A 24,490-nucleotide genomic window follows, 5' to 3' on the forward strand; every position below is an offset into this window, starting at 1 on the left:
GTCGCCTATGAAAGAAACATGTTCAGGCTCGCGCATATTTCCGATGTCCATCTGGGGCCGCTCCCCGATGTATCCTATCGCGATCTCGCCTCCAAGCGCGTGCTCGGCTACGTCAACTGGCAGCGCAACCGCCGCCGCCACATGCATGATGCCGTCATCGACGCCATCACCGCCGACATCAAGGCGCAGAACCCCGACCACCTTGCCGTCACCGGCGATCTGGTCAATCTGGCGCTCGACGGCGAGATCGAGATGGCCAAACACTGGCTGGAGACGCTGGGACCGCCGCACGATGTTTCCGTGGTTCCGGGCAACCACGACGCCTATGTGCCAGGCGCCTTCGACAAGGTCTGCCGGTCATGGGCGGCCTGGATGAGTGGCGACGGCGTCAACACGCCGGTCGACCGCAACGCGTTCCCCTATCTGCGCGTGCGCGGCAATGTCGCGCTGATCGGCGTCTCGACGGCACGCGCCACGGCACCTTTCATGGCCAATGGGTTCTTCATGGAAGGGCAGGCGGAGCGGCTCGGCAAGATCCTTCGCGACACCGGCGGGCAAGGCCTGTTTCGCGCGATCATGATCCATCATCCGCCGGTGCGCGGCGCGGTCCCGCAGCACAAGCGGCTGTTCGGCATTTCACGCTTCCACAAGATCATTCGCCGCCATGGCGCCGAGCTTGTCCTGCACGGCCATTCGCATCTGCCGTCGCTGTTCTTCATCGGTACCCGGGCGGTCCGAATTCCGGCGGTTGGCGTCGCCGCCGCTGGCCAGGCACCGGGTACCAAGCATCCGGCGGCACAGTACAATCTGTTCGACATCGATGGCGAAAAAGGCAATTGGCGCATCCGCCTGACACGGCGTGGGCTGACCGGACCCTCGATACCGCCTGCCGATCTGCAGACATTGGAGATTGGCGCGGAGGCACCAGCCGCTATGGCCGCAGGCTGAGCCCCATCGCCACGATGCGGTCCCAGAACAGGGCGACCGACACCGCCAGGCCGACCAGCGCGCCGGCGGCGACCGGGCCAAGGCCCGACAGGAAGGCCGACCAGCCCTTGCTGCGCGTCGCCGACCGCAGCGGCGGCTCGGCTTCCGCCACCGCGGCGCGTTTCATGCCGGCGGCCTCGACCCCGCCTTCCATCATCCTCTGCCGTTCGACGATGCGTTCGGCGACGTAGCGCGTCACGGAATCGGCAACCGGCTTCATCTCGGTCGATTCGGCAAGCACCACGCGACCGATGCGGGTGTCCTTGAGGAAGCGGTAAGTGCGGCGGTCGCGCCCCATCGCGACATGGCTGACGGCATCGATCCACAGGCGCGGCTGCAACCCCGAGGACACGACGAAGTCGAAATTGTCCATGTCGGCGGGAACATCGGCAAAGACGGGTGCAAGTTCCGCGGCCAGCAGATCGAGGCGCATGCGATGCGCCTCGCGCATGTCGACGACGACATCGTCGCGATCGGCGAAGGCGTTCTTCACATCACGGATGGCATCGGACAGTTTTCTTGACGGATCGATCTTTTCGCCTGCGTCCTTCATCGGCGTCTGCCTCGCGGGTTTGGTTAACACGGGGTTAACACAGCCGCCGGCAAAATGCACTGGCGAGATAGACGTGCCCGGGGACACGCGAAAAGTCAGCCAGTCGCTGCCAAATTCGGACGATGCGGCCTGGCACGGCGGTTCATGTTGCGGCGAACGATGTCGGCAACGAGATCGGGTGCTTCCTCGGCAAGCATGTGGCCGGCCTCCAGCACATGATGCACATGAAAATGCGCCGGCAGGTCATCCGCCTGGGTGGAGGGCAGCACCACATCGTCGGCACCCCACACCACCATGACAGGCATGTTAAGCCCGTCGAGACGGTCACGCGGGATAACGCCTTGCCGATCATCAGCGGTCATGGCGGCCGCGATTTCAGTGAGTTTTTGCACCTGGCCGGGCCGCCTACGCATCTCACGAAGTACATCGACGATGCGTTCCGGGGGCTGGCTGTGAGGGCTGGACATGGCGATAAGGCAGTCCCGAATCTCAAACGAACCCCGTGCGCTGGCGTAGCGGCGCAGCAGCGGGCCATTGATCTCGGGGCCAAGCCCCCCTGGGGCCAGAAGCGTCAGCGAGGCCACTTTGTCGGGCTGGGCCAACGCCATCAACATCGCCACGGCGCCGCCCATTGAATGGCCGACAAGATGAACGCGCTTCAGTTTTCGTGCCGACAGATCGGCGAGAACCGCCCTGGCCGCCACCTTGGCTGGACCGGCGTCCGGGAAACCGAACGACAGGCCGTGGCCCGGCAGATCATAGGCCAGCGTGCGCGTGGAAGGCGACAGGGAAGAGACCACCTCGTGCCACACATCATGGCAACCGCCGAAACCATGCAGCAGGACGATGGTCTTCGAACCAGATCCTTGTTCGACGGCATGAAGCGATGAAATCATGAAGCTGGGGGCTTGTTGCGGGACTGAGAAAAGTGCTGGACCGGGCACCAAATGCGGCTGAATTGCTCTTCGTCCAGCGACATGGCCAGTAAAATTTCCGCGATTTGTACGGTTGATGACAGAACTCGGCGACCAACTGGTATTCGATGACCGGTGCGTACGAAATCGACAATGGCTCGGCGCGCCGAGTAGTGGATGTTACTTAGCTGGCGTTGCCAAGCCCCGCGGCGCGCAAGGCGCCGATCAGGCGCTCGGTCAGATCGGCCGGATATTTTCGGTCGACGAAGGTCGCGCGCGGATCGGCGGCGAATTTCGGAAATTTGGCGGTGAGTTCATCGAGCAGCTTGCGTGCCAGACCGTCCTGACCGGAAATCTTGGCGCCGATCAACCTGGCGGCAAGATAGTGCGACTTCGTTGCGGTCGTTCTCAGGGCGGAACTGGCGATCGCGGCCTGGTTCGCGTCGCCAAGCATTAATTCGCCGGCGAAAAGCCCGAAATCCCACCATGTCGGATGGCCGCTCGAGGCATCGACCGCATGGGCCAGAAGTGGTGTTCCCTCGGCATAGCGGCCGGCGAAAACCAGCCCGTAGCCATAGGTGGCCGCCATGGCTACGTCGTAGGGGTTGAGGTCATAGGCCTTGCGCATCCAGCGCAGCGCTTCGTCGGCGTTGCCAAGACGCGAATTGATGTAGCCGTATGAACGATGCGCATAGGGGCTAGTCGGACCCATCTGCACGGCGCGATGGGCGAATGTCATCGCCTTCTCGATCGTTGCATCCGGCGGATACGCATAGTGGTCGTTCACAGCCTCGAGGTGCAGTGAGGCGAGTTCGGAATAGACAAGAGACGATTTTGCGCCGTTCTCGGCGAGGGTTTCCAGGCAGCGATAGGCGGCCTCGTGGGTTCTGGCGTTCTGGTCGAGATAGTATTTGCCGTTGAGCAACAGGCACTGCGTCAGGCCGTTCTGAATGCCGCTCTGCTCGATATAGCTGTAGATCGTACCGGACGCGGGCAGCGCGGAACTCAGGATGCCGGCAATACGGTCCTCGACGGCCGATGGCGCGCTGTCGGCGGCGGTCAGGTTGCGCGACAAAAGCACCCGTCCGGTCGCCACGCTCTGCAGTTCGATGGTGATGTCGCCGTCCCCCGGTCCAGGCAGGACATCGAAAATGAAGCTCGTTGCGCTGGCGACCGGATCGGTCTTGTCGACAGTATCGCGACCGATGAAGTCGATCGTGTCGAAGCCGCTCAGGCCGGCGCGCAGCGACGCGGCGACACGGCTGGCGTCGGTGCCGCTGGCCTTGACGGCGATGTAGACGAGCGGCAGGGCCTCACTCATGGGGGAGGGCGCGATGCTGCCGGTCAGCCCGGCGGGCTCGAACGTGGCCGGCAGGTCGCCGCCGGCCAGCAACGCGCCGCTGCCCTGACGCAGGATCAGGACGCCGAGCATGGCGATGACGACAGCGATCGCCATCCAGAAGAACCCGAGATGGCGCGCCACCGAGGGCACGGGTACCGCCGGCGCCAGCAATGCGGCGGCCGCAGGGGCATCTTCGGCAGCGCCGGGGTGCTCGGATGGAGCCGCTGACGCTGCCGCCTGTTCGGTGAGCTTCGTTGCCTCCGGCAAACGGATCGCGTTGAGCTCATAGGCCGGGACGTAGCCGCCGCGTGGAATGGCGATGCGGACGGGCTCGGCGACGCCTTCATTGGCAAAATACTGCTGCAGCAATTCGCGCAGCCTGCCTGCCTGCACCCGCACCACGGCATCGGTCGACGGATCGAAATCGCCGTCCTTGCCGAAGACGTCCATGGCGATGGAAAAGCCCTTGAGCCTGTCGGCTTCGCCGGCCTGCTCGCGTTCCACAAGATAACGGATCAGCTTGCGCGCGCGCTCGGATCTTCCGAACGTTTCGCTGGCAAGCAGTCGCTCCAGTGTCTCGCGCACTGCGGGGGCGGCAGGCGTGGCATGCTGCAAGTGTCGATCCTCTCGAAGTCGGCACAGGTTGAGGCGCGATCATATAGCGCCGGCAACACCGCACAAGCATACACGCATTATGCGATCGCGTACCACACGGGATAATTCTTCGGTGGTTAATGACCCGGCCGACGTCGGCTACGGGACGATGGGCGCCGGGGGATCCCATTGGGACCATCGCAAATTTGACGGCCAAGACCTTGATCGGTCTCGAGGAATGACGGCGCGAGAGCGGTCAGACTGCTCGCGCCGGCATTCGGCAGAGATTACCGCGCCTTGCTGCCGACGATACGGTTGGCGGCCGAAGTCACCGCTTCCAGCGAGGCGGCGACGATGTTGGTGTTGATGCCGGCGCCGAACAGCTTGCCGCCGGGATATTCCATTTCGACATAGGAAATGGCCGAGGCGTTCGAGCCGCGTTGCATCGAGTGCTCGGAATAATCGAGCACCGACATCTCGACGCCGACATGGCGCGACAGCGCATCGACGAAGCCGTCGATCGGGCCGGTGCCGGTGCCGGTAATGGTCATTTCCTTGCTGTTGTCGAGGATGACCGCCTCGACCACGCGCCGGCCCTTGACCACGGTGTCGGGATAGGTGTGGTGGTCGAGGAATTTCAGGCGCGCGCCCGGCTGGTCGATGTAGGTTTCGAGGAAGCTATCATGGATGCGCTTGGCCGGCACTTCCTTGCCCTCGGCGTCGGTGATCGCCTGGATCGCCTGGCTGAACTCGATCTGCAGATTGCGCGGCAGATTGAGGCCGTAATCGGCCTGCAGCACATAGGCGATGCCGCCCTTGCCCGACTGCGAGTTGATGCGGATGATCGCTTCATAGCTGCGACCGACATCGGCCGGGTCGATCGGCAGATAGGGCACTTCCCACAGGCTGGTGTTGGCCTTTTTCAGCGCCTTCATGCCCTTGTTGATGGCATCCTGGTGCGAGCCGGAAAACGCCGTGTAGACGAGCTCGCCGACATAGGGGTGGCGCTCGGGGATCTTGAGCTGGTTCGAATATTCGTAGACGTCCTTCATCCGGTTGATGTCGGAGCAGTCGATGCCCGGATCGACGCCTTGCGTGTACATGTTGAGCGCCAGCGTGACGATGTCGACATTGCCGGTGCGCTCGCCATTGCCGAACAGCGTGCCTTCGACGCGGTCGGCGCCGGCCATCAGGCCGAGCTCGGTGGTGGCGATGCCGGTGCCGCGGTCATTGTGCGGATGCAGCGAGATGATCAGGTTCTCGCGGTTGTCGAGGTTGCGGCACATCCACTCGATGCGGTCGGCATAGATGTTGGGCGTCGACATCTCGACCGTCGACGGCAGGTTGATGATCAACTTGTTGTCGGCTGTCGGCCTGACGATCTCGGTGACGGCGTTGCAGATCTCCAGCGCCACTTCGAGCTCGGTGCCGGTAAAGCTTTCCGGCGAATATTCGAAACGATAGCCGCCGCCGGCCTTGGCCGCCATGTCGGTGATCATCTTGGCCGCATCGGTGGCGATGCGCTTGATGCCGCCGACATCCTTTTCGAAGACGACGCGACGCTGCAATTCGCTGGTCGAATTGTAGAAATGCACGATCGGGTTGGTGGCGCTCTTCAGCGCCTCGAAGGTGCGGGTGATCAGCTCGGGCCGGCACTGCACCAGCACCTGCAGCGACACGTCGGCGGGAACGTTGCCTTCCTCGATACACCAGCGGGCGAAGTCGAAATCGGTCTGCGAGGCCGAAGGGAAACCGATCTCGATTTCCTTGAAGCCCATGTCGAGCAGCAGGCCGAACATGCGTGCCTTGCGCTCATGGCCCATCGGGTCGATCAGCGCCTGGTTGCCGTCGCGCAGGTCGACCGAACACCAGATCGGCGCCTTGTCGATGACTTTCGAGGGCCAGGTCCGGTCGGTGAGGCCAACGGTCGGATAGGGTTGATATTTGCGGGCTGCATCGGGCATTCCCCGGACGGGTTCCACATCCTTGCCGGCTACCGCGGCATCAGGGCGGATTTGTTCTCGTGCGTTCATCGTCTTGTTCTCCCGGCGGCCCCCGGATCCGTCCTGGACGGATTGCTGGCGAGTGGCGCCTTTACCAGATTTTCGTTCGCTTGATGTGACTGCCAATTTTGAGACTGGCCAAGGAGCATGCGCTTGCGCGGCGGTTCGACCGCCGGGCGCTCCTTCAGCGAACCCGGCGATCGCCGATAAGGCCGAGAAGAAGCAGGGTCGAGGCAAGCGCGCGCACGGTCTCGCCGGCAAAGCCGGTTGGACGGGAAGCGGTGATGGCGCGCGCGTTCATGCCGGTTCTCATACAGGAGCGCCCCCGTAGAGGCAAGCGGGTGCTGAATCTGTTGAACATTATCCCTGATGCAGGTGCTCTTCCCCACGCGCCGCAAATGCGCCAGACTTGAGATCCGGCGGGGCTGCGGTGCCTTGTCACCGAGAGGGGATTGTCCATGAATTTCGTGTTCTTCTCGCCGCATTTTCCCGCCAACGGCGCCGATTTCTGCGACCGGTTGAAGAAAGCCGGCGCCACTGTGCTTGGCATCGGTGACGCGCCCTATGACGCGCTGGACGGCAGGCTGAAGGCGGCGCTTTCGGAATATTACCGCATTGCCGACATGGAGGACTACGATGCGGTATTCCGGGCGATTGGCCATTTCATCCACAAATGGGGCCGCATCGACCGCTTCGAATCGCTCAATGAGCACTGGCTGGAGCTGGAAGCCAACATCCGCACCGACTTCAACATCTACGGTACCAAGCTCGATTTCGTGAAGAATTTGAAGCGCAAGAGCCGCATGCGCGCCTTCTTCCGCAAGAGCGGCGTCGAGACCATCGCGCAGCGTAAATGCTCCGACCGCGCCGGCGCCATGACCTTCATCCGCCGCGTCGGCTATCCCGTCGTGGTGAAGCCGGATTCGGGCTCGGGCGCCTCGAACACCTTCAAGATCTCCAACGCCAAGGAGCTCGACCAGTTCTTCCGAGACAAGCCCGAGGACGTGACCTTCGTCATGGAGCAGTTCATCGAAGGCCTGGTGGTGACCTATGACGGGCTGGTCAACCGTGATGGCGAGGTGGTGCTGGCGGCCAGCCACCGCTACGACCAGAGCGTCATGGAGGTGGTCAACAAGGACCGCCATATGAGCTACACCTGCTTTCCCCGGATCCGGCCTGTGGTCGAGGAGGCCGGCCGCAAGATCCTGAAGGCGTTCGACGTGCGCGAGCGCTTCTTCCATATCGAACTGTTCGAGACCAGGGACGACCGGATCATCGCGCTGGAGGTCAACATGCGGCCGCCCGGCGCCTGGATGACCGACGCGATCAACTACACCTTCGACATCGATGTCTATGCGGCATGGGCCGACATGGTGGTCAAGGACGCCGCCGGCGGTCCCTATGAGGGCAAGTATTTCACCGCCTATGCCAGCCGCAAGCGCCACCTCCACTATTTGCACAGCCACGAGGACGTGCTAGCGGCGCACCGCGACAAGATCGTCCACCATCAGCCGATAGAAGAGGTTTTCAGCCGCGCCATGGGAAATTACGCCTACCAGATGCGCTCGAAGGATCAGGCTGATCTGCGCGAGGCAGTCGCCTATATCCACGCGGAAAAGGCTTGAGACCATGGACATCTCCTATCACAAGCATTTCTCGGACAAGCTCGGCCGCGACATGGAATACAAACGCTATGGCCATGCCGGCCGGCCGGTGGTGGTGTTCCCGACCTCGCAGGGACGGTTCTACCAGTTCGAGGATTCCGGCGGCGTCGGCGCACTGGCCGAATTCATCGACACCGGCCGCATCCAGCTGTTCACGGTCGACGGCATCGATTCGGAGTCCTTCTTCGACAAGCATCACGACGCCGCGCATCGCATCGCCCGCCACGAGGCCTATTTCCGCTACATGCGCGAGGAGGCACTACCGGAAATTGTGTCCACCGCATCGGCCGCCAATGGCGGGCGCAAGCTGAAGCCGCTGTTTTCAGGCTGCTCGATGGGCGGCTACCATTCCTCGAATTTCGTCTTCCGGTTTCCGGAACTCGCCAGCGGCGTCATCTCGCTGTCGGGTGTCTACTCGGCCCGCGATTTCTTTGGCAAGGCGCTGGAGGGCGACATCTTCTACAACTCGCCGCTCGATTATCTGCCCGGCATTGTCGACCCAAAACTGCTGGCGCGGCTGAAGGCGCTGAGGCTGATCTTCTGCTGCGGGCAGGGCGCCTGGGAAGAGCGCATGCTGGTCGAGACGCGCAAGCTGGAACAGATCCTGCGCGACAAGTCCATTCCGGCCTGGGTCGACTACTGGGGCGGCGACGTCAGCCATGACTGGCCATGGTGGCACAAGCAGCTGGTCTATTTCTTCGGCCGCTGGCTGGATGATGATTTGATGCACAGGCTAGATTAAAACTGCACTTCGTTCGGGCTGACCGTCGATGGAAACCGCGCTCAATTCCTTCTACATCGGTATCAATCTGGGATCGGCGGCGCTGGCGGTTATTGCCGGCTATCAATGGTGGCTGTCGGCCGACGCGGCAAAGCTCGGCAATCAGCTTGAATCCCTCGATTGCAACAGGAAGGCCGCCATCGCGGCCAGCCTTGCAGCAATCGGACAAGCCGCCGTCGCGGCGCGTGCCGCGATCGAGAGCTTTTTAAGTTTATCTGGGTGAGCGAGATGACCACACCAGACCCCATCCGCCGCTTTGTCGAAGCCACCAATGAAGGCGATACGGAAGCCTTTCTCGGCACCTTTGCCAACGACGCGTTTTTGAGCGACTGGGGACGATCGTTCCAGGGCCGCGAGCAGATCGCGCGCTGGAACCAGTCGGACAATATCGGCGTGCAGTCGCATCTCAGCATCGTCAGCATCACGCCGGCGGAAGGCACTTATCGCGTCCGCATCTCCGTCGCGGGAGACGGCTTCAACGGCGAGGGCGATATGACCTTCACGCTGGATGGCGACCGCATAGCGATCCTTGTCATCACCTGACATTATCCTTCATCCTTCCTGGCACGCCGGCAGCGGCACGGCCTCGTGTTCCGCCGCCGATCCGCGACGCAGGCCGAGGAAGACGACAAGGGCGGTAACGACGGTGATTGCTGCCAGCACGATCAGCAGCCTGTCGAACGCCGTTTCGTAGGCCTGGACCAGAACGGTGGCGTTGGCCGTAGGCAGATGCTGCGCCGTTTCACCGACATTGCCGGTAACCAGCAACTGGGCCGCGGCAGCCGCATCCCTGGAAGAGGCTCCTTGAGTGGCGAGTTGTGCTGCGGTGAAGCCCGACAGGGTCGCCATGACGATGGCCACCGCCACACCCTCGCAGGCGACACGCGTGGTGTTGAAGATGCCGACCGCCATGCCGGCGCGCTCCCTCGGCACGACGCTGACGGCAAGCCCGTCCATCAATCCCCAGGGCAGCGCGATGCCGATGCCGATCAGCACCAGCGGCGCCACCAGCGCGACGGCGACCGGTGGTGTCAGGCTCAGCCAGACGAGGCCGGCTGCCGCGATGAGCAGGCCCGCGCCGCAGATGGTGGCCGGTGCGACCCAGCGCGCCAGCTGGCCGGCAAGCAAGGGCAGGATCAGCAACGGCCCTGACAGGCAGATCATCAATTGCCCAGCCTTGATTTCGCTCATCCCTTCGATGCCGATGAAACGGATCGGCAACAGCACCAGCAGGACGACGAAGCCATAGGCGGGTGCCGCCGCCAGAAACTGGACGCCGACGAAGCGGGGAAAGCGAAACAGCGTGAGATCAAGCATCGGCCGGCGCACGCGCCTCTCGACAATAACGAAGGCGGTGAAGAACAGGACCGCTGCTGCAAGCAGGGCGATGACGAGGGGATCGGCCCAACCGCTCTGCGGCGCCTGCAGGACACCATAGGTCAGCGAAGCCAGCGCTATGGTGAAGGTGCCGGCGCCCGCCCAGTCGAGGCCGGTCGCGTCCGGGTCGCGCGATTCCCTGATGGTGCTCAGGCCCAGCACTGCCGAGGCGATCGCCAGTGCCGCGACCAGAACAAAGATCGACCGCCAGCCGAATGCGGAGATGAGCAGGCCCGAGGCAATCGGACCGAAGGCGAGGCCGATGCCGAAACTGGTGCCGAGGAAGGAGAAGGCGCGCAGCCGCGGCGGCCCTTCGAATTCCTGGGCAAGCGCCGAGGCGCCGCCGGCGAAGGCCAAGGCACTGCCGATCCCTTGCGCGGCCCTGAACATGTCGAACCAGATGATGTCGGGCGCCAGCATGGCGCCGAGCGACGCCAGGACATAGAGGCAGAGGCCAGCGAGGAAGATGTGCTTGCGGCCGTGGTTGTCGGCCAGCGCGCCAGCCGCCATCAGGCTGGCGCCGAAGGTCAGCATGAAGGCGTTCGTCACCCAGTTCCGCGCGATCGGGCTGCCGCCGAGATCGGCCGCGATGCGGGAGAGTGCGACGGCCGGGCCGGTGAAGGTCAAGGGCATGGTCATGGCGGCAAGGCATACCGACAAGAGCACGAGCCATCTCTCGGCCGAGCCGGTTGTGGTCTTCGAGGTCATGGATTTTCCTATCTGAATCAGCATTCGCCGGCATGCCGCGCGATCACAGCGCCCGGTCGCAATGACAAGATAGGCCCGCCGCCTTTTCGGAAAAATGGTACTGTATCTCCAGTCATACCGGACTAAAACGCTCGAATGGAAGAACGCGATGGATCGTCTCAGCAGCCTCATGGCCTTCGCCCGCACCGCCGAACTCGGCAGTTTCATCGCCGCTGGGCGGGCGCTCGGCATTTCCGCTTCCGCCGTCGGCAAGACCGTCGCGAGGCTCGAGCAAGAGCTTGGCGTGCGGCTCCTGCAGCGCAGCACGCGGCGCATCGGCCTGACGGAAGAGGGCAGATTGTTCAACGAGCGGGTGCGGCGCATCCTCGACGACATCGACGATGCCGAGGCGATGCTGTCGCGGACCCGGGAAACGCCGCATGGACGGCTACGCGTGTCGACTCCGATCGTCACCTACCATCTGCTTTTGCCGGTGCTGTCGGAGTTCATGGAGCGCTATCCCGAAATCGAGCTCGACATCGATTTCAACGACCGCATCGTCGATGTCATCGAGGAAGGCATCGACGTCGCCATTCGAAGCGGCCAGCTGCCCGATTCACGATTGGTGTCGAGACCCGTTGCACCGTTTCGCATGCTGTTGTGCGCGGCCCCGTCCTATCTCGACCGCCATGGCACACCCGGCGAGCCGGCGGATCTCATCGGGCATTTCGGCATCAACTTCCGCTTTCTCAACAGCGGCAGGCTGCTGGAGTGGCCATTCATGACCGGCAGCGCCGAACCGCAGATCCGCTCGATGCTGACCTGCAACAACATGGAAGCCTTGAAGGGCGCCACGCTCGCCGGACTTGGCATCGCCTGCATGCCCGATTTCCTGGTCCGCGAGGCGCTGCGCGACGGCAAGCTGCGCACCGTGCTGGACGATCATGTCGACGGCCGTGGCCAGTTCCGGATGCTGTGGCCCTCCAATCGCCATCTGTCGCCGAAGGTGCGCGTCTTCGTCGATTTCCTTCCCGAACGCCTTGCAGCACCACAATAGGTCGCCAGCGGGGGGCACGGCTTTGTGATTTCCAGATGTGAAGCGAAAGCGGCACGACGCGGGACATCCTCGATCTCTTGGCAAAAGGGAGTGCCTGAAAAATGCAATGGATCGACTATCTGTCCTATTTCTTCGGTGGCGGCGTGCTGACGAATGCCGTGCCGCATTTCGTCAGTGGCGTGATGGGGCGGTCTTTCCAAAGCCCCTTCGCCAAGCCGCGCGGGCAGGGCCATTCCTCCTCGACCGTGAACGTGCTGTGGGGATCTCTGAACCTCGCTATCGGCTATCTCCTGGTGATCCGAGTCGGAGATTTCGACCTGCGATCCACGGCTGATGTTGTCGCGCTGGGGCTGGGCACCCTCATCATGGGCGTGATGACCGCACGCATGTTCGGCCGCTTCAACGGCGGCTATTCCCCAGCCGACGGATGAAAGACAGGTTGCAGATAGGGTCCTGTTCGGTGCCCGGGAAAAATATGATTACTTAAGTCATGTTTGCTGTGGAAACCCCGGCGGCGCTGTGGCATGCCCGGAGATGCGACGAGGCCTGATCTTTCGGTGGCTTCGTTTGAAACCGCTATCGAAGGATTTGAGCGATGGACCAGTTGAGCGCGCAAACCCGCATCAGTAATGAGGCGATCAGATCGGCGATCGAGCATCTGCGCGCCGAGCACGGCGAGTTCGAGATCGAAACCGGCGCTGCCGATCGCTGGGATCTTCGCCTGTATTACGGGTCGTTGAGCGCCACGCTCGAAGGCGATGCCATGCTGATCCGCGTTGCGGCTACGGACGAAACCTGTCTGTCCTACATGAAGATGACGGTTGCCGGCCATGTCGCCCAGCATCTCGGCACGGCCAGTGGATTGTGCTGGCAAGGCGACGGCAGCGATGCCGGCACGCCGGTCTTCTTCCGTGAGATCACGGTGATGTCGTCGACACGGATCTCGCCGCACATGCAGCGCCTGCGCTTCGCCGGCATTGATCTCGGCCGCTTCGCCCATGGCGGCCTGCATATGCGGTTGCTGTTGCCGCCGCGCGGCCGGCGGCCGGTCTGGCCCTCGATAGGCACTGACGGCCTGCTTGTCTGGCCCGCGGGCGAGGACGCGCTCACCGTGCGGGTCTACACGATCCGGGCGATCGATGCGGCAAGGGGCTGGCTCGATGTCGATTTCGTGCTGCATCCCGGCCAGGATACGCCGGCCGCCGCCTTCGCGCAGAATGCTCGGGCGGGAGACGTGATCGGCATGATCGGACCCAGCGGCGGCGATGCGCCGGAGGCGCGGACCCTGCTTCTCGTCGGCGATGACACCGCGCTGCCCGCTATCGGCAGGATCCTCGAGCGCCTGCCGCCGTCGACCCGCGCCGAGGCGCTGATTGAGGTCGATGGTCCGGATGACCGGATCGCGCTGCCGCAAGGGGATAATATCGACATCGCCTGGCTCTACCGGCAGGGCCGCCAAGCCGGCGCCGCCGGCCTGCTGCCCGCCGCGCTCAGGGAGCGCAGCCACGCCGCGCTTGCCGATGGTCTCTTCGTGTGGGCGGGATGCGAATTCACCGACTTCCGCCAGATCCGCAAGATCGCGCGCAAGGAGTGGGGCCTGCCGCGCGACAGGCATCTGGTCACCGCCTATTGGCGCCGCGGTGCGCCGGGCGAGAACGGGGGCGGCGACGAATGAGGCACCGATGGCGCTGAAGCAGGTCAGTCCGGATGCTTCTGGCCACCAGCCGCGCAACGCTTGGGCCGACCAGCAGCACGATCAGGAAGCGCGCCGATTGCAGCGCCATGACGAAGGAGATGTCGACGTTCTGCGCCGCGGCGGCGATGATGGCGACGCTGTCCATGCCGCCGGGGCTGGTCGCCAGATAGGCGGTCAGCGGATCGATGCCCAGGAGATGGCTGATCAGGAAGGCGAGCCCGCCGCAAAAGGCGATCAGCGCCACGATCGAGGCGATGATCTGCGGCAGCGCGCGCGTTGCATGGCGCAGGATCGGCCTGGTGAAGTTCAGCCCGATCGACCAGCCGACCATGGCGTAGCTGATTGCCAGCAGCCATGGCGGCAATTGCATCTCGACGCCAAGGCCAAGATGGATGACGGCGCCGAAGATGAAGGTGCCAAGGAAAAAGGGCGAGGGCAGCCGGCACAGCTTTCCCGCCACTCCACCTACGACTGCGATGCCGATGGTGGCCGCGAAGGCTTGGGCATCGATCGGCGGAAACCAGATGATGGGCGGGATTTCAATGCCCGACGTGTCGACCCACATCTTGGCGACGATCGCCGCCGTCATCGAGACGAAGATGACGCGCAGATACTGCATGAAGGCGACGAGCCGCTGATCGGCGCCGAATGCACCAGCCATCAGCACCATGGCGGTGGCTGCACCCGGCGAGGAGCCCCAGACGGCGGTGGTGCCGGGCAGGATGCGCCAACGACTGATCAGCCAGCCAAGCAGGCTGGAGGCCGCGACCGTGGCGATCACCACGCCAAGGAACAGCGGCCACTCCTGGTAGAAGGCGGGAAAGATGTCAGCCGAGATCGACGCGGCGACGAGGCAGCCGACAATGGCCTGGGCGGAGCCGAACAGCAGGCGCGGCACGCGTACCGTGGCGCCATTGGTGCCTGCGACGATGGCCGCCAGCATCGGCCCGATCAGCAGCGCCGCCGGCAGAGCGGCGAATTCGAGCGCGCCGGCGAACAGGGCGGAGATGGTGAGCAGGATCAGCCATTGCCAGGGCCTGCCTATCCGCGCCATGCGCTCGGTGGCGGGCTGGTCAGGAGGTGGCTGCTGGGCCGAGGAATCCATTTTCCGGTCTTAGACGCGAAGCGGGGCGATGCGAACCCCGCCGTGCGGAAAAAGCTGCTCGCAGGCCTCAGCCCGTCTTGCCGTCAGCCAAGCCAAAGCCGCCGACAGGATGGGTCTCCACCTGGAACTCGAAGCCGGCGATGAAGGGGCGTGCCTTGGCGATAGCCGCCTGGACTTCCGGAAGCTGCAGCGAGGCCTTGTGGCTTTCGGCGTCCGTCCACACTTCGGTGACCCAGATCGCATCGGCATCCGCGGGGTCGCGGGCAATGATATAGCTCAAGCAACCCGGCAGGGCGCCGGTGCTGGCGCGCAGGACGTCCATGACCGCGTCGCGCTGGCCGCGCGATGCCCGCATCTTGCCGATCAGTCCGTACATTCTGTTGTCTCCCCTTCAAAGTCTCCGACAAGAGTATGCGGGCTTTCAGTATGCAGATAGCCGGTCACGGCATCAACTGGCCGCCATTCACCTCGATCACCTGGCCGGTGATGTAGCCGCTCAACAGATCGGACGAGAGAAACAGATAGGCGCCGACGCAGTCTTCAGCCGTGCCGGCGCGCCCCTGCGGAATGGTGGCGACCATGCCCTTGATCTGCTCGTCGGTCGAATAGCGTTCGTGAAAGGGTGTGAGGATCGTGCCGGGCGCCACGGCGTTGACGCGGATGCCGAAGCCGATCAGTTCCTTGGCCATGCCGCGCGTCACGTTGGAGACGAAGGCCTTGGCCGAACCGTAGAGACCGGCGCCGCCGCCGGCACCATTGCGCGCGGCGATTGACGAGGTGTTGACGATGAAGCCGCCCTGCTTCTTCAGCCACGGGATCGCCTTGCGTGAAGCCGTCAGCACCGAACGCGCGTTGAGGTCCATCACCGCGTCGTAATGCGCCTCGGTCTGCTCGGCATAGGGCACGCGGCCGAGCATGCCGCCGGCATTGTTGACCAGCCCGTCGAGACGGCCGAATTTCTCGGCGCTCTTCTCGACGACGCGTTCGACATCGGCGGGGACGGAAAAATCGCCCTGGACGAGGAAGACCTCGCCGCCATTGTCGGCAATGGTTTTGGCCAACTTCTCGGCGGCATCGCGGCTCGAATTGTAGTGCAGCGCCACCCTGGATTTCTGCGCGGCATAGGCCAGCGCGAGCGCAGCACCTATGCCGGTCGAGGCGCCGGTGACCAGTACCGCCTTGCCGGCGAGATCGGGGATGGTAAGCGCGGTCGTGGCGGGCACTGCTGGTCCTCCGGAGGGTTCAACGAGACCAGCCGTTCCCAGCCCCGGAGTCAAGACTGTGCACTATGGCCGGAGATAGGCATAGCCCTGGCTTTGCAGTTCGGCGAGCTTGACGACCCCGCCCTTGTCGGCGGCATGGAAACCGGCGAGCAGGTCGGCGAGCGAAATGTCCATGCCTTGCATGGTGTTGGCGCAGGCCTGCGGCTCGAGCCCCTGCTGCACCAGGCCGGCGAAGCGGCCGGAGACCGCGGCCGATATGCCCTTCGACTTGAAGGCAGCCAGGGCCGGGCCATGCACGACCAGCACGATGTCGACATTGCCGCCGGTGCCCTCATAGTGGTTCTTGATGTTGCCGAGCACGAAATTGACCTTGTCGAGATCGCTGAGGTGATAGGCGACCTTCAGCCGTGTGGTTTCCGTGGCCGCTGCCTGCACAACCCGCAAGCCAAGAAACGTTCCGGTCCCGGCAAGAACCGCGCGGAACATGTCGCGCCGGCGCATGGCATCCTCCTTGGATTTCACCGCAATTTGCGTGGCTCCGGCCGCAATACTAGCATAAATTGACGCTACGTCCTGTCGATGCGAGGAGAGGTCACATGACGTTCAGGGTAGGGGAATGGAAGACGATTGCCAGCGCCGGATTTGGCGTCGTGTTGCTTGGTCTGCTGGCGGGCACGGCTGTCGCCGATGATGCGCTTAAACTCAAGGAACTGAGCCCGAACGGGGCCGACGCCTGTTTCGGCCGGATCTATGACGCGGCCCATCTCAAGGCGCATCCGAAGCAGAAGGTGGCGCGGATTTTCTTCTATTACGGCCATGACCCGGTCAGCCGGCCGAACGAGGAACCGACCGCCAATTCCGACACCTCCTACAATGGCTTCGTCACCACGACGGTGCGCGGTGCCAAGGCGCCGCAATGGGCAAGCGGCTGGTGCAATCACGAATCCGAGGATGGGACATCAGGCCCGATCCGTTGCGGCATGGATTGCGATCGCACGCTGGCGTCGCTGAAGGTCGACGACAAGGGCCGGGTGCTGCTGTCCGACCTGTCGCCCGACATCTACCTCGACCCGGACTCGGAGGAACAACTCGGCAAGGCGGAATATGACAGGCAGGCGCTCGGCAGCGAGGACGACAATTTCCGCCTCGACCCGATGCCGGCCGCGACCTGCAAGGCGGAGTTCGCGCGCATCGATCCGATCGATCCGGCGCTTGGGGCGCCGCTGCGCGAGCGGCTGAAGCCCGACCAGCCCTTCTGCTATGGCCGCGATTACGATGCGGCGCATATGAGCTCGCATCCCAACCAGCTGACGCAGTCGATCCGGGTGTTCCGCGGGCCTGTGGAACTCGCTTCCTACGCTTCGGGCGGTGACGTTGCCAATTGGCCTGATGGCGCCGACATCGCCGTTTCGGTCACCACCAGGCTGAAGTCGGGCAAGGTCACGCAGACCTATTCCTGCCAGGGCGAGGCCGACCAATGGCGCTGTGCCGCGAGCTCGAAGATGAGCGATTTCTCCTGCGACATCGCGCAGAAGGAAATCTTCCTCAAGCGCGGCGCCGACGGCATGATGATGCTGGCCAATCCCAACAGCAGCCTGGCAATCGTCGATCTCTGCTCGAAGGCCGCCGACGGCAAGACGAAGTCGGACGACAAGGTCTATCGGCTGGAGCCAATGCCGCAATCGGCCTGCGCCCCTTGAGGCCTGCCGATATTCAGGTGATGCCGGCCTGCGAAGGGCGGCTTCCTGCGCTTCCGGTGCTCACGTATTTTAAGTACGCTCCGCTCCGGTTCTCAGAAGCCACCATTCTCGGCTCGGCCTGACCTGAATCTCGACAGGCCTCACGCCGGCGCAAAGGCTAAGCAAACGGCACCGCCGTCGTGCCCTTCGGCAGCTTGGCCTCGTCGTCGGGCTCGACATGGATGGTGACGCGCACCGAGGGGATTTCGGCCTTTAGCGCGTCCTCGATGCGGTCGCAGATGACGTGGCTGGCGCCGACCGTCATGTCGGCGTCGACGACCAGATGGAACTCGATGAAGGTGGCGCGGCCGGCGATGCGGGTTTTGAGGTCATGCACCTCCAGCGCGCCCTTGCAGTTGGCCGAGATGACATCGCGGATGCGCATGTGTTCGGCGGTGTCGACGGCGCGGTCCATCAGGCCGTTCATCGACGAGCCGATGACATGCCAACCCTGCCACAGGATGTTGAGCGCGACGAGGACAGCGAGCGCCGGATCGAGGATCTGCCAGCCGGTCAGGATTGCTCCGACCAGGCCGCCGAAGACGCCGATCGAGGTGACGACGTCGGTCATGATGTGATTGCCGTCGGCGACCAGCGCCGGCGATTTCTCGGCCCGTCCGGCGCGGATCAGCGTCCAGGCCCAGAAAGCATTGATGACCGTGGCGACGCCGTTGACGGCAAGACCGTTCCAGGGCTTTTCCAGCGGCGCCGGCGCCTGCCAGGAGCGCCAGACCTCGTTGAGGATCAGCAAGGCCGCGAGCACGATCAGCACGCCTTCCAGCACCGCCGAAAAATACTCGGCCTTGTGGTGGCCGAAGGGGTGATCCTGATCGGCCGGCTTGTAGCTGACCTGGATCGCCCAGAACGCGGCGACAGAAGCAATGACGTTGACGATCGATTCCAGCGCATCGGAATAGAGTGCGACCGAGCCGGTGACGTACCAGGCGACGAGCTTCAGGCCGAACACGACAAAAGCGATCACGATCGACCAGAAGGCAAGGTTGGCGACCTTGCGCTTCGCGGCCGCCTTGGCGGCGATCGCCATCGTGTTCTCGGCTTCGGCCATCGAGGTCAGGCTGCCTTTTCCTTGGCTTTACGCGGCAAGTGGGCGACGATGTTCTCGATAATGCGCATGCCGGCATTGTGGCCGAGCGTCATGATCGATTCCGGGTGGAACTGCACCGCGGCGATCGGCTCCTTGCGGTGCTCGAAGGCCATGATGATGCCGTCTTCGGTCTCGGCGGTGACAATGAAATCATCGGGCAGCCGCACCGGATCGGCAAAGATCGAATGGTAGCGGCCGACGGTGACTTCCTTGGGCAGGCCGGAGAAGATGATGCCCGGCTTGGAGACGCGGATGCGCGACGGCTTGCCATGCATGGGAATATGCAGCTGGCGCAACTCCCCGCCATAGGCCTCGGCCAGCGCCTGCAAGCCAAGGCAGACGCCGAAGATCGGCAGGTCGCGGGCGCGCGCTCGTCTGATGGTCGCGGCGCAGTCAAAATCCTTCGGCGTGCCCGGTCCGGGTGAGAGCACAACCAGGTCCGGCTTCAGCCGCTCGAACACTTCCTCAGGCACCGGCGTGCGCACGGTCGAGACATTGGCGCCGGTCTGGCGGAAGTAGTTGGCCAGCGTGTGGACGAAGGAGTCCTCGTGGTCGACGAGCAGGATGTTGACGCCGTCGCCGACGCGCGCGGTTGTGCGCTCGGTGCTGGCGGCATTGCCCAATTTAGCGTCGCGGATGGCGGAGAGCATGGCGGATGCCTTCAATTCGGTTTCGGCTTCTTCTTCCTCGGGGATGCTGTCGAACAGCAATGTGGCGCCGGCGCGCACCTCGGCGATGCCATCCTTGATGCGGATGGTGCGCAAGGTCAGGCCGGTGTTCATGTCGCCGTTGAAATTGACCATGCCGATGGCGCCGCCATACCAGGCGCGCGGGCTCTTCTCATTCTGCTCGATGAAGCGCATGGCCCACAGTTTCGGCGCACCGGTGACGGTGACCGCCCAGGCGTGCGACAGGAAGGCATCGAACGCATCCATGCCTTCACGCAGCCGGCCCTCGATGTGGTCCACGGTGTGGATCAGGCGCGAATACATCTCGATCTGGCGCCGGCCGATGACGCGCACCGAGCCCGGTTCGCAGACCCGCGATTTGTCGTTGCGGTCGACGTCCGAGCACATTGTGAGCTCGGATTCGTCCTTCTTGGAATTGAGCAGCTTCAGGATCTGCTCGCTATCCGAAATCGCATCGTCGCCGCGCTTGATGGTGCCGGAGATCGGGCAGGTCTCGACACGGCGGCCGTTGACGCGCACGAACATTTCCGGCGAGGCGCCGATCAGATATTCGCCTTCGCCGAGATTGATGAAGAAGGAATAGGGCGAGGGGTTGATCGACTTCAGCTTGCGCGAAATCTCGGAGGGCTGTGTCTCGCAGCGCTCGTAGAACATCTGCCCGGGCACGACCTCGAACAGATCACCGCGCTTGAAGCTATCCATCGCCTTGCGCACCAGATTGGCATACTCGCCGGGCTCGTGGTCGCCGCGTGGCGGGATGCGGTCGGCGGTCTTGAACGGCTCGGCGATTTCGTCGCGCGACAGGCCTTCGGTCGAAAACCCCTCGCCTGAATAGTCGTAGCGGTCGGTCCAGGCCTTGGCCGAATAATGGTCGACGACCAGGATCTCGTCGGGCAGGAACAGGACGAGGTCACGCTGGCTTGGCTTGCGCTCGAGCCTGTAGTCGACCGGGTCGAACTGGAAGGCGAGGTCGTAACCGAAGGCGCCATAGAGGCCGAGATTGGCATCTTCAGCGGTTTTGAACAAAGCAGTGATGGCACGCAGCACGGTAAACACCGAAGGAACGCGGCTGCGCTCCTCCTCGGTGAAGACACGGCCGGGCTTGGCGACGTCGAGGCGGATCAGCGTCTTCGTTGTCTCGGCGATGGTGATGTCGGCAAGGCCGCCCAGCGTCTTGCCGATGACCGGCAACAGCGCCTCGCCACGACCGTTCAGCGCCTCGATGCGCATGGCGCGGCCGCGCGCCGAGATGACCAAAGGCGGATCGATGATGGCGGTGTCCCAGCGCGTGTAGCGGCCGGGATATTCGTAATTCGAGGAAAACACTGCGCCCCGGCGGGAGTTCAAGCCATCGACATAGGTGTCGATCGCGCCTGCGTAGGGCCGGTCGTGGCGCTCACGGGTGATGGTGATGCCACCCGCGGTCACGAAGCTTTCAGCGCCGTTTTCCAGAACCTTCATCGTCATTGCCGTCTCCATCAGCTTGTTGGGGCAACAGACCCGGGACTGGCTTGGAAAAAACAAATGGCCGCCCGGACTTTCCGTTGCGGCCACCCTCTCTTTTCACGCACGCGCGTTCGAACAGGCCGCTGTCAGCAGGCCCACCACCAAATGGTCTTGGTCGAACGCATGTTCATGGCGAAATCCATAGCGGCGAAAAGCGGGATGCGCAACAGGTTTGAAAGGCTGTCCGGTGGCCGCCGCTTCTCGAGCTCATGGCACATCGCCAGGGCTGGCGGTCCCGACTAGGCTGCATTTTCAACAATACCAAGACGGGAAAACACCAATGACCGACCAGGCCGAGCGTGCGCGGACTTTCCATTCCCTTCACGTCAAGGGCAACCCGATCGTTCTCTACAATGCCTGGGATCCGGGCTCGGCCAAGATCGTCGAGAAAGCCGGCGCCAAGGCGATCGCCACCGGAAGCTGGCCGGTGGCGGCCGCCTTTGGCTACGCGGATGGCGAGAAAATCCCGCTGGAACTGGCGCTCGACAACATCAAGCGCATCGTCGCGGCGGTCGACCTGCCGGTGACCATGGACCTCGAAGGCGGCTACGGAGTCGATCCGGAATTCGTTGCTCGCACGGTGACGTTGGCGTTGCGCGCCGGCGCCATCGGTTTCAATTTCGAAGACCAGATCGTCGGCGGCAGCGGCCTGCACGATATCACAGTCCAGGTAGAGCGCATCGAAGCCGCCGCCGCTGCCGTGAAGGCTTCCGGCATACCGGCTTTCCTAAACGCACGCACCGACATTTTTCTCAAGGCGAAGCCGGACGCGCATGACGACGAACTGCTCGACCAGGCCATCGAGCGGGCGCAGGCCTATGAAAAGGCCGGAGCGAATGGCCTTTTCGCGCCGGGCCTTGGCGACGAGGGACTGATCGAGACGCTCTGCAAGTCGACGAACCTGCCGGTCAACATCATAGCGCTGGCGCATGTGCCGCCGCGCCAGCGGCTGGCCGAACTCGGCGTCGCCCGCATCAGCCACGGCCCTGTGCCATATCGGCAGATGGCGGAATGGCTGGAGGCGAAGGCGCGGCTGGCCATTTCCGGTTAGGTCAGTCCTCCAGCGTCCCCGACCTGGCGTCGGCGCTCTTCCTGTCGCCGACCAGTTTCAAAAGATCCTCGCCGGCGCGGATGATGCGGCGCGAGCGGCGGGTCAGGATGAGGCCGTCCTGTGGCGCGAACACTTCCGTGCGGCCATCGGCTTCGCCCGGCGCATGGACGATGATGGCAAGGCGATCGCCCCTGGCGACGCGGTCGCCGGGCTTCACGTCATAGAGCACAGCGCCGGCCCGGGGTGCCGGCATCATGTCGATGTTTTCCAAGGGAGCGACGACACCCTTGAAAGGACCGGGCGCAGGCAGGGCGCTGTCGGTGACCACGCCGCGGGCCACCAGCAACCTGTAGAGGCCTTCGGCATCAGCGCTAGCCAGCGCGCCATCGACATCGAGGATACCGCGATATTCGACCGTGGTGGCGACACGGCGGTCGAACTTCGCCACGTCGGCGGGAACGTTCTGGTAGGGCATGATCGAGGCGCCTTCGAAGGTGCCGTCGCTGTCCTCGCTCCACAGCACGACCGCGTCGACGCCCATGGCGGCGGCGCAATCGGCCATGGCCGGCCACAGGCTGGTGTGGATGTAGAGATAGGCAAGGCCTTCGTCGTCGCAGTGCAGGTCGAGCACGATGTCGTGGCCGAGCGACAGTTGCACCAAGCGTGACTTCAGCCGCTGGTCGGCGCCGCCAAAGCTGGTGTCGGGCAAGAGCTTGGCGTCGGGCGCGGCTAGCAGCGGAAAGGCGCGGTTGAAATTGGTGCGGGTGCCCAGGTGAAAGCGGCCCTGGTGTTCGCCGAAATGATATTGCGCGCGGCCGATCGGGTTGGCCCAGGGCACGATGGTGATGTTGCCGTTGATGCGGCCCTCGGCCGCGGCCTTGTTCAGCGCCGGCATCAGCGCGTCGATGGCGACGACGCCCGGCAGTTCGCCGGCATGGAGGGCCGCCTGCAGATAGGCCGAGGGTGCCGCCTTGTCGGCACCTGCGAAGCGGAACACGGGGAATTCGTACGAAACGCCCTCGCTGTCACCGGCAATGCGTTCGATCGATTTCTGCATGACTTCCTCCATCAAGAGCAAGAAGACATGCCCATTTGAGGCTATCGATGTCGATTGGTCCAGCCGGCCGCGCTATGGGCGCAAGAGGTTACTCCGCGGCAGCCTGAAGCGGAACGGGTGCCCGCCGGTCTAGTGCTTGCGAGGTTACCGCGACGGTGACCGCCAGCAAAGCGAGCACCGCGCCGACCAGCGGCAGGTGGGCGTAGGAAACGCCGGCCGAAAGCGCCACGCCGCCGATCCAGGCGCCGCTGGCATTGCCGACATTGAAGGCGCCCTGGTTCAGCGTGGCGGCAAGGTTCGGTCCTTCGGAAGCCGCCTCGACGACGCGGATCTGCAGCGGCGGCACGACGACGAAGATGAGCAGGCCCCACAGGAAGACGATGCCGATGGCGACGCTGGCAATCGCCCCGAACTGCATGAAACCGACGAACAACACCGCCATCAACAGCAGCGTGCCGATGACCGTCGGCATCAGCTTCCAGTCCGCCAGCCGGCCGCCGATGATGTTGCCGATGGTCATGCCGGCGCCGAACAGCAGCAGCACCCAGGTGACCGCAGAGGTCGACAGGCCGGAGACCTCGGTGAGGTAGGGTTTGATGTAGGTGAAGACGGCAAACAGGCTGGCCGAGGCCAGCGAGGCGATCAGCATCGCCAGCCAGACCTGCAATTTACCCAGCACCCGCAACTCGCCGCGCAGCCCGCCGCCGCTTGGTTCCGCGACATCGGACGGCACCAGCCAGGCGATGGCAGCGACCGAGATCAGGCCGATGCCGACCACGGCGAAGAATGTGGAGCGCCAGCCGAAAGCTTCGCCAAGTGCCGTGCCGGCGGGAACGCCCAGAATGTTGGAAAGCGTCAGTCCGGCGAACATCAGCGCCATGGCGCTGGCCCGCTTGTTGCGCGGCACCAGGCTGGCAGCGACGACCGAGCCGATGCCGAAGAACGCGCCGTGGCCAAAAGCGGTGAAGACGCGCGCGGCCATCAATGTCCAATAGTCAGGCGCTATGGCGCAGAACAGATTGCCGACGACGAACGAAGCGGTCAGCCCTACCAGCACAGGCTTGCGCGGCAAATGCGCGGTGGCCATGGCGACGATCGGCGCGCCGAAGACGACGCCCAGCGCATAGCCGGTGACCAGCAGGCCTGCCGAAGGGATCGACACGCCGAGGTCGGCGGCGACCTCCGGCAACAGGCCCATGATGACGAATTCGGTGGTGCCGATGCAGAAGGACGCAATGGCAAGCGCAAGGATCGGCAAAGGCATGGGGCGTCCAGACTGAATCGGTTCAATCCAGAGATTGCGCGAGGAGTTGAGCTATGCGCAATGCACATTGCTGCAATGCACCGATGCAGAAAGTCC

Annotated in this window: 23 protein-coding genes; 10 read left to right on the forward strand and 13 right to left on the reverse strand. The window is 63.8% G+C overall.

What is annotated here, in order from left to right:
• Positions 1 to 18: 18 nt before the first annotated feature.
• A complete protein-coding gene (locus AC56QX_RS12945) occupies positions 19 to 948 on the forward strand; it encodes a metallophosphoesterase family protein (protein WP_497117748.1) in 930 nt (309 codons plus the stop codon).
• On the opposite strand, the gene AC56QX_RS12950 is transcribed toward AC56QX_RS12945, so the two are convergent.
• From AC56QX_RS12950 to leuA, 4 genes are all read right to left on the reverse strand, one after another.
• Complete coding sequence (locus AC56QX_RS12950) at positions 932 to 1,540, reverse strand: hypothetical protein (protein WP_497116370.1); 609 nt, start codon at positions 1,538 to 1,540, stop codon at positions 932 to 934. The two genes, AC56QX_RS12945 and AC56QX_RS12950, sit on opposite strands and share 17 nt — an antisense overlap.
• A 95-nt stretch (positions 1,541 to 1,635) precedes the next feature.
• Entirely contained in the window at positions 1,636 to 2,436 is an 801-nt protein-coding gene (locus AC56QX_RS12955; RefSeq protein ID WP_497116372.1) for an alpha/beta fold hydrolase, read from the reverse strand.
• A 202-nt stretch (positions 2,437 to 2,638) separates the two neighbouring features.
• Positions 2,639 to 4,411, reverse strand: a complete 1,773-nt coding sequence (locus AC56QX_RS12960; protein WP_497116374.1) for a tetratricopeptide repeat protein — start codon at positions 4,409 to 4,411, stop codon at positions 2,639 to 2,641.
• Positions 4,412 to 4,677: 266 nt separating this feature from the next.
• Complete coding sequence (gene leuA, locus AC56QX_RS12965) at positions 4,678 to 6,423, reverse strand: 2-isopropylmalate synthase (protein WP_497116376.1); 1,746 nt, start codon at positions 6,421 to 6,423, stop codon at positions 4,678 to 4,680.
• 428 nt (positions 6,424 to 6,851) lie between these two features.
• On the opposite strand from leuA, the gene AC56QX_RS12970 reads away from it, so the two are divergent.
• From AC56QX_RS12970 to AC56QX_RS12985, 4 genes are read left to right on the forward strand one after another with little or no spacing between them, the layout of a single operon-like run.
• A complete protein-coding gene (locus tag AC56QX_RS12970) occupies positions 6,852 to 8,018 on the forward strand; it encodes an ATP-grasp domain-containing protein (protein ID WP_497116377.1) in 1,167 nt (388 codons plus the stop codon).
• A gap of 4 nt (positions 8,019 to 8,022) precedes the next feature.
• Entirely contained in the window at positions 8,023 to 8,799 is a 777-nt protein-coding gene (locus tag AC56QX_RS12975) for an esterase family protein (RefSeq protein ID WP_497116378.1), read from the forward strand.
• A 28-nt stretch (positions 8,800 to 8,827) separates the two neighbouring features.
• Positions 8,828 to 9,061 (forward strand): hypothetical protein, encoded by a 234-nt coding sequence (locus AC56QX_RS12980; RefSeq protein WP_497116380.1) that lies wholly within the window; start codon positions 8,828 to 8,830, stop codon positions 9,059 to 9,061.
• A gap of 5 nt (positions 9,062 to 9,066) precedes the next feature.
• Complete coding sequence (locus AC56QX_RS12985; protein ID WP_497116382.1) at positions 9,067 to 9,381, forward strand: nuclear transport factor 2 family protein; 315 nt, start codon at positions 9,067 to 9,069, stop codon at positions 9,379 to 9,381.
• A 9-nt stretch (positions 9,382 to 9,390) separates the two neighbouring features.
• Here the strand turns inward: AC56QX_RS12985 and AC56QX_RS12990 are convergent, their stop codons facing one another.
• Positions 9,391 to 10,923 carry an MFS transporter gene (locus AC56QX_RS12990; RefSeq protein ID WP_497116383.1) on the reverse strand — a complete coding sequence of 511 codons (1,533 nt, stop codon included), beginning with the start codon at positions 10,921 to 10,923 and terminating at the stop codon, positions 9,391 to 9,393.
• A gap of 148 nt (positions 10,924 to 11,071) precedes the next feature.
• Between AC56QX_RS12990 and AC56QX_RS12995 the strand changes: the two genes are divergently transcribed.
• The 3 genes from AC56QX_RS12995 to AC56QX_RS13005 all read left to right on the forward strand — a co-directional run bounded on the left by AC56QX_RS12995 (position 11,072) and on the right by AC56QX_RS13005 (position 13,634).
• The gene (locus tag AC56QX_RS12995) at positions 11,072 to 11,959 is read left to right on the forward strand and encodes a LysR family transcriptional regulator (RefSeq protein WP_497116385.1); all 888 of its coding nucleotides are present in this window, start codon (positions 11,072 to 11,074) and stop codon (positions 11,957 to 11,959) included.
• 101 nt (positions 11,960 to 12,060) lie between these two features.
• Complete coding sequence (locus AC56QX_RS13000) at positions 12,061 to 12,390, forward strand: hypothetical protein (protein WP_497116387.1); 330 nt, start codon at positions 12,061 to 12,063, stop codon at positions 12,388 to 12,390.
• Between the two features lie 164 nt (positions 12,391 to 12,554).
• Entirely contained in the window at positions 12,555 to 13,634 is a 1,080-nt protein-coding gene (locus AC56QX_RS13005; RefSeq protein WP_497116388.1) for an SIP domain-containing protein, read from the forward strand.
• Here AC56QX_RS13005 and AC56QX_RS13010 read toward each other — a convergent pair.
• The 4 genes from AC56QX_RS13010 to AC56QX_RS13025 all read right to left on the reverse strand — a co-directional run bounded on the left by AC56QX_RS13010 (position 13,579) and on the right by AC56QX_RS13025 (position 16,484).
• A complete protein-coding gene (locus tag AC56QX_RS13010) occupies positions 13,579 to 14,760 on the reverse strand; it encodes an AbrB family transcriptional regulator (RefSeq protein WP_497116390.1) in 1,182 nt (393 codons plus the stop codon). The genes AC56QX_RS13005 and AC56QX_RS13010 overlap by 56 nt on opposite strands.
• A gap of 67 nt (positions 14,761 to 14,827) precedes the next feature.
• Positions 14,828 to 15,136, reverse strand: coding sequence for a putative quinol monooxygenase (locus tag AC56QX_RS13015; protein WP_183462547.1), 309 nt, complete (start codon positions 15,134 to 15,136; stop codon positions 14,828 to 14,830).
• Positions 15,137 to 15,200: 64 nt separating this feature from the next.
• Positions 15,201 to 15,983 (reverse strand): SDR family NAD(P)-dependent oxidoreductase, encoded by a 783-nt coding sequence (locus tag AC56QX_RS13020; RefSeq protein ID WP_497116392.1) that lies wholly within the window; start codon positions 15,981 to 15,983, stop codon positions 15,201 to 15,203.
• 63 nt (positions 15,984 to 16,046) lie between these two features.
• Positions 16,047 to 16,484 carry a DsrE family protein gene (locus AC56QX_RS13025; protein ID WP_497116394.1) on the reverse strand — a complete coding sequence of 146 codons (438 nt, stop codon included), beginning with the start codon at positions 16,482 to 16,484 and terminating at the stop codon, positions 16,047 to 16,049.
• A gap of 95 nt (positions 16,485 to 16,579) precedes the next feature.
• On the opposite strand from AC56QX_RS13025, the gene AC56QX_RS13030 reads away from it, so the two are divergent.
• Positions 16,580 to 17,683 (forward strand): hypothetical protein, encoded by a 1,104-nt coding sequence (locus tag AC56QX_RS13030; protein WP_497116396.1) that lies wholly within the window; start codon positions 16,580 to 16,582, stop codon positions 17,681 to 17,683.
• 157 nt (positions 17,684 to 17,840) lie between these two features.
• Here AC56QX_RS13030 and AC56QX_RS13035 read toward each other — a convergent pair whose 3' ends face one another.
• Together AC56QX_RS13035 and AC56QX_RS13040 are read right to left on the reverse strand one after the other, a co-directional pair.
• The gene (locus AC56QX_RS13035) at positions 17,841 to 18,788 is read right to left on the reverse strand and encodes a cation diffusion facilitator family transporter (protein WP_497116398.1); all 948 of its coding nucleotides are present in this window, start codon (positions 18,786 to 18,788) and stop codon (positions 17,841 to 17,843) included.
• A 5-nt stretch (positions 18,789 to 18,793) separates the two neighbouring features.
• A complete protein-coding gene (locus tag AC56QX_RS13040) occupies positions 18,794 to 20,983 on the reverse strand; it encodes an anthranilate synthase (protein ID WP_497116401.1) in 2,190 nt (729 codons plus the stop codon).
• Positions 20,984 to 21,302: 319 nt separating this feature from the next.
• Here AC56QX_RS13040 and AC56QX_RS13045 point away from each other — a divergent pair, with 319 nt between their 5' ends.
• On the forward strand, positions 21,303 to 22,073 hold the full coding sequence (locus AC56QX_RS13045) for an isocitrate lyase/PEP mutase family protein (RefSeq protein WP_497116403.1): 771 nt from the start codon (positions 21,303 to 21,305) through the stop codon (positions 22,071 to 22,073).
• A gap of 1 nt (position 22,074) precedes the next feature.
• Here AC56QX_RS13045 and AC56QX_RS13050 read toward each other — a convergent pair whose 3' ends face one another.
• Entirely contained in the window at positions 22,075 to 23,130 is a 1,056-nt protein-coding gene (locus AC56QX_RS13050; protein ID WP_497116406.1) for a M14 family metallopeptidase, read from the reverse strand.
• A gap of 88 nt (positions 23,131 to 23,218) precedes the next feature.
• Complete coding sequence (locus AC56QX_RS13055; RefSeq protein WP_497116407.1) at positions 23,219 to 24,394, reverse strand: MFS transporter; 1,176 nt, start codon at positions 24,392 to 24,394, stop codon at positions 23,219 to 23,221.
• Positions 24,395 to 24,490 lie beyond the last annotated feature (96 nt).

The organism is Mesorhizobium sp. RCAM 06353 (genome assembly GCF_059683585.1).